At 63.4% G+C, this 4,627-nt stretch carries 6 protein-coding genes; all 6 read left to right on the top strand.

Features of this window, described 5'->3' with window-relative positions:
- On the top strand, positions 1-121 hold a 121-nt coding region (locus tag VLR48_RS01690), incomplete at its 5' end, for a 4Fe-4S binding protein (protein WP_325290117.1).
- Between the two features lie 17 nt (positions 122-138).
- Complete coding sequence (locus tag VLR48_RS01685; protein ID WP_325290116.1) at positions 139-612, top strand: sulfur reduction protein DsrJ; 474 nt, start codon at positions 139-141, stop codon at positions 610-612.
- Between the two features lies 1 nt (position 613).
- On the top strand, positions 614-1,414 hold the full coding sequence (gene dsrO / locus VLR48_RS01680) for a sulfate reduction electron transfer complex DsrMKJOP subunit DsrO (protein WP_325290115.1): 801 nt from the start codon (positions 614-616) through the stop codon (positions 1,412-1,414).
- Between the two features lie 21 nt (positions 1,415-1,435).
- A complete protein-coding gene (nrfD, locus tag VLR48_RS01675) occupies positions 1,436-2,689 on the top strand; it encodes an NrfD/PsrC family molybdoenzyme membrane anchor subunit (RefSeq protein WP_325290114.1) in 1,254 nt (417 codons plus the stop codon).
- Between the two features lie 138 nt (positions 2,690-2,827).
- A complete protein-coding gene (locus VLR48_RS01670; RefSeq protein ID WP_325290113.1) occupies positions 2,828-4,210 on the top strand; it encodes a cobyrinate a,c-diamide synthase in 1,383 nt (460 codons plus the stop codon).
- Between the two features lie 164 nt (positions 4,211-4,374).
- On the top strand, positions 4,375-4,627 hold a 253-nt coding region (locus VLR48_RS01665), incomplete at its 3' end, for an iron-sulfur cluster assembly accessory protein (RefSeq protein ID WP_325290112.1).

Raw genomic sequence — 4,627 nt, 5'->3', positions numbered from 1 at the left:
CGATAAGAACAGCCGGACTACAGGGCGCTACGTGGACACCGACTATGCCAAGTGCATCGGCTGTCATATCTGCGCCGATGTCTGCCCGACCGGCTATATCAAGATGGGTCTCGGCGAGTAAGCGCCGTGGAGGCGTCGATGGCAAGAGCCGCAGTGAGAGCTGGCCTCGTCGCCGTTGGATTGGCTTGGGTGCTGGTCGCCCAAGTCGTCCTGGCGGCCGACGCGAAGACTTACGTGCTCGAGGGGTCCAAGGCAGCGGCCTTGGAATCCTGTGTCGAGCCGACCGATGTGATGCGTCGCAAGCACATGGAGCTCATCAAGCACCAGCGCGACGAGACAGTTCATGGCGGGATCCGTTCCAGCAAGCACAGTCTCGCCGGGTGTGTGGAGTGTCACATCCGCTCCGACGCGGAGCACGTGCCGCAACCGATTCATCAGAAGGAAGAGTTCTGCGGCGCCTGTCATGCCTTCACGGCCGTTAACCTGAACTGCTTCAACTGCCACGCATCCGTGCCCAGAGGGCCGGGCGCCGAGCGGGCGGCGCACGCCGCCTTTCAAGCCGTCGGCGTGGATCGATCGGTTCAGGCTCGACCTGATGGGGAAGACCACTGAGATGAAAGATCACCACGAACCAACCGATCACCCGGCCGACGCGGGGCCTGCCGATTCGGGTCGGCGCGCCTTCATGGGCGTCGCCGCCGGTGTCACGGCGGCCGTCGTCGCGCCGGGGGTTGTACTGCATTCGGTCACGGCCGCCCCGCGCTCCGAGGCGGTGACCAGCGACGTGCGCTGGGGTCTGCTGATCGATACGGCCAAGTGTGTCGACGGCTGCTCGGCCTGTGTCGATGCCTGCGACCGCGAGAACGGTCTGAGTCTTCAGAGCAAGCCCGCGAGCGCGTCGCAAGAGCACTGGGACGATCAAAAGGCGGTCTGGATCCGCAAGGTCCAGCTCCAGGACAACCAGACCGGGCGTGTGACCAATCTTCCCCTGATGTGCCAGCATTGCGAGCATCCGCCGTGCGTGGATGTCTGCCCGACCGGCGCCTCGTTCAAGCGTGCCGACGGCATTGTCATGGTCGACCGTCACACCTGTATCGGCTGCCGCTACTGCATGATGGCCTGTCCCTACAAGGCACGCAGCTTCATCCACGAAGTGATGGAGGATCAACTCACCCGCGTACCCCGCGGCAAGGGCTGCGTGGAGAGCTGCAACCTCTGTGTCCATCGGCGCGATTTCGGCGAAGACTCCACCGCGTGCGTCGATGCCTGCCGCGAAGCCGGGCACGAGGCGATCGTCTTCGGTGACCTCAAAGATCCCGAAAGCAACATCCGAAAGCATCTCGCCGAGATGGCGAGCCGACAGATCCGCGAAGATCTGAGCTTGAATACGGGCGTTCGGTATTCCGGAATCTGACCTGGGCGAGGTGAGCAGGACATGAAGCGAATCATCTATCGCGAGTGGCGCATTCCGCCCGCTCGGTACTGGAGCCTCCTCGGCATTCTTGCCTCGGTGATCGGGATCGGCGCGCTCGCCTTCGCTTATATGGAGCACGAAGGCCATTGGGTCACCGGGATGAGCAACTCGGTGGTCTGGGGAACGCCCCACGTGTTCGCCGTCTTCCTGATCATTTCGGCCTCCGGTGCGCTGAACATCGCCTCTATCGGGACCGTCTTCCGCAAACCGCTGTACAAGCCGCTCGGACGTCTCTCCGGACTCCTCTCCGCGGCACTGCTGATGGGCGGTCTGTTGGTGCTGGTGCTCGATCTCGGGCGCCCCGAGCGCTTGGTGGTGGCGATGACCACCTACAACTTCCGATCGATCTTCGCCTGGAACATCTTCCTCTACACCGGCTTCATGGCGATCGTGATCGCTTATCTCTGGAGCATGGCGGACCGCCACGGCGAGCCCTACAACCGTCCAATCGGGATCGTCGCGACCTTTTGGCGACTGGCATTGACGACGGGTACCGGATCGATCTTCGGTTTTCTGGTCGCGCGCCAGGCCTACGACGCGGCCATCCTTGCGCCGATGTTCGTCGTGATGTCTTTCGCCTACGGTCTCGCCATCTTCATGCTGGTCATGATGTTCACCTTCGCGGAGGAAGGTCGTCCCATCGGCGAACGCATCCTGTGTCGTCTCAAGAACCTGCTCGGTATCTTTATCCTGGGCGTTTTCTACTTCACGCTGGTTTATCACCTCACCAAGCTTTACGGGTCAAAGAACCACGATCTGGTTGGATGGCTCCTGCTCGACGGCGGCATCTACACCTTCATGTTTTGGGTCGGCTGGATTCTGGTCGGCGGACTCATGCCGCTCGGGATCATCTACCACCCGGTGTTGAGCAAAGAAAGAAACTGGATCGCCGCGGCGTGCGGCCTCGTGATTGTCGGCGGCTTGGCCAGCATGTACGTGATCATCATCGGCAGCCAGGCGTATCCGATGCAGATGTTCCCCGGACAGACGGTCTTGGCCTCGGGTTTCTTCGACGGGGTGCAGGGTGAAGCGGCGCATTACAGACCGACGATCCCGGAGGTTCTGCTCGGTCTTGGCGGTGTGGCGGTTGCCCTCTTGGTCACAGCCGTGGGTGTGCGGGTTCTGCAGTTCCTGCCCGAGTCGCTCGCGGATGATGTGCTGCCGGTCGACGAGGAGAAGATCGTGGAGCAAGGCCCCGCAGGCGCCAAGGCCTGATCGCGGATCGGTCGGCCCGTCCTTCGAGGACGGAGCCGGCATGGCCTCATCTTGGCCGGGATACCCGGTCCTGCGTTTCTTGTCGGATGGTCTCGGTCATCGAATCACTTCAGCAGTCGAAGGTCGGGTGACGGTTCGATGGCGCATCTCTACATCGCGGCAACTCAAAAATCATCGGGAAAAACCACCCTCTCCATCGGTCTGTGTCGAGCTTGGCGCGACGCAGGCGTACGCGTCCAGCCGTTCAAGAAGGGCCCCGACTACATCGACCCGCTGTGGCTGACCGAGGCCTGCTCTCGCCCCTGCTATAACCTCGATTTCCATACCATGCGGCGCGCGGAGATCCTCGACGCCTTCGCCCGCGAGCTCGACAGGGCGGATCTCGGGCTCATCGAGGGCAATGTCGGCCTTTTCGACAGCATCGATCCGGCAGGCTCCAACAGCAACGCCGAGCTCGCCAAATTCCTCGGGGCACCGGTCGTGTTGGTGGTCAACTGTCACGGTATGGGGCGCGGCATCGTGCCCCTTCTGCTCGGTTACCAGGCCTTCGACCCCGGGCTGAACCTCGCCGGCGTCATCCTCAACAAGGTCGGCGGGACGCGCCATGCCCGCAATCTAATCGCCGCACTGGAGCACTATACGGATCTGCCGGTGCTCGGCGTAATGCATCGCGACGACGACATCGAGATCGCCGAGCGCCACCTCGGCCTGATGCCGAGCAACGAGGCGGAGGCCGCCGAGGCATGGATCAACCGCATCCGCGGGCGTGTCGCCGAGCAGGTCGACCTCAGCCGGCTGCTCGCGATCGCCGAGGAGGCACCCCGTCCGCCGTTGGCCGAGGCGTCCCCGTCGATTGATGCACGTGCAGGGGAGGTGGTGCGCATCGGGATCGCGCGCGACGCCGCCTTCGGCTTTTACTATCCGGACGATCTTCGAGCACTCGCCGCAGCGGGTGCCGAGCTGGTCGAGCTCAGCCCGCTTGCCGATCGCGAGCTTCCGTCCGTGGATGCACTCTATATCGGCGGGGGTTTCCCCGAGTGCCGCATGGCCGAGCTGGAGGCGAACCGCGAGATGCGCGAGCAGATCGCGGACTTCATCGCCCGCGGCGGCCCCGTCTACGCCGAATGCGGTGGACTGATGTATCTGTGCGAGGCGATCGACTGGAAGGGCGAGCGGCGCGAGATGGTCGGCGCGCTCAAGGCCGAGGTCAGGATGCATGCCCGACCACAGGGGCGGGGCTATGTGCGGCTGCGCGAGACCTCGGACTTCCCATGGCCGGCTGGGGCGGGCGCGGCTGCCTGCGAGATCCCCGCACATGAGTTTCACCATTCCTCGCTCGTCGCGCCTGACCCGGCTTGGCGGTACGGCTATGATGTGCTGCGAGGTGTGGGAATCGACGGCGCACATGACGGAATCGTTCAAGGTCATCTGCTGGCCTGTTACAGTCACCTCAGGGACGTGGGCGGTGTCCGGTGGACACGGCGATTCGTCGAGCATATTCAGCGCTGTCTCGGCGGCTGAGGCCCTGCAGGAGTCGAGGTTGCAAGCCGCACCGACGGTGCCTTCGGTGCACCCGCCGGCGGCGGAACACGGGCTTGAATCCATGCAGATCGCTCCGAACGGGGTTTGGAGCGGAGCCTATCGGACGCATGTCATGCGAATACTCAACGGGAAATAGGTTTCAGATGTTCAAACTCACGACAGCAGCGGCCGATCAGGTGCTCAAAGCCGCGCAGCAAGGCGGCACCGAGGGCATGTCATTGCGGTTGGCTGCGTTTCAGATGCCGGACGGGGCGATCGACTATCGGATCGGGTTCGACGAGCCGACCGAGGACGACATCCGCATGACCTGCGAGGGCGTGGATATCGTTATGACCCCCGAGCAGGTCCCGCTCCTCGATGAAACGACGATGGACTACGTCGAGATGGAGCCGGGTC

This window comes from Thiocapsa sp., from assembly GCF_035467215.1.
GTDB lineage: Bacteria > Pseudomonadota > Gammaproteobacteria > Chromatiales > Chromatiaceae > Thiocapsa.
Note: the sequence above shows the minus strand (reverse complement) of the source record. Positions and strands in the feature narration are given on the sequence as shown.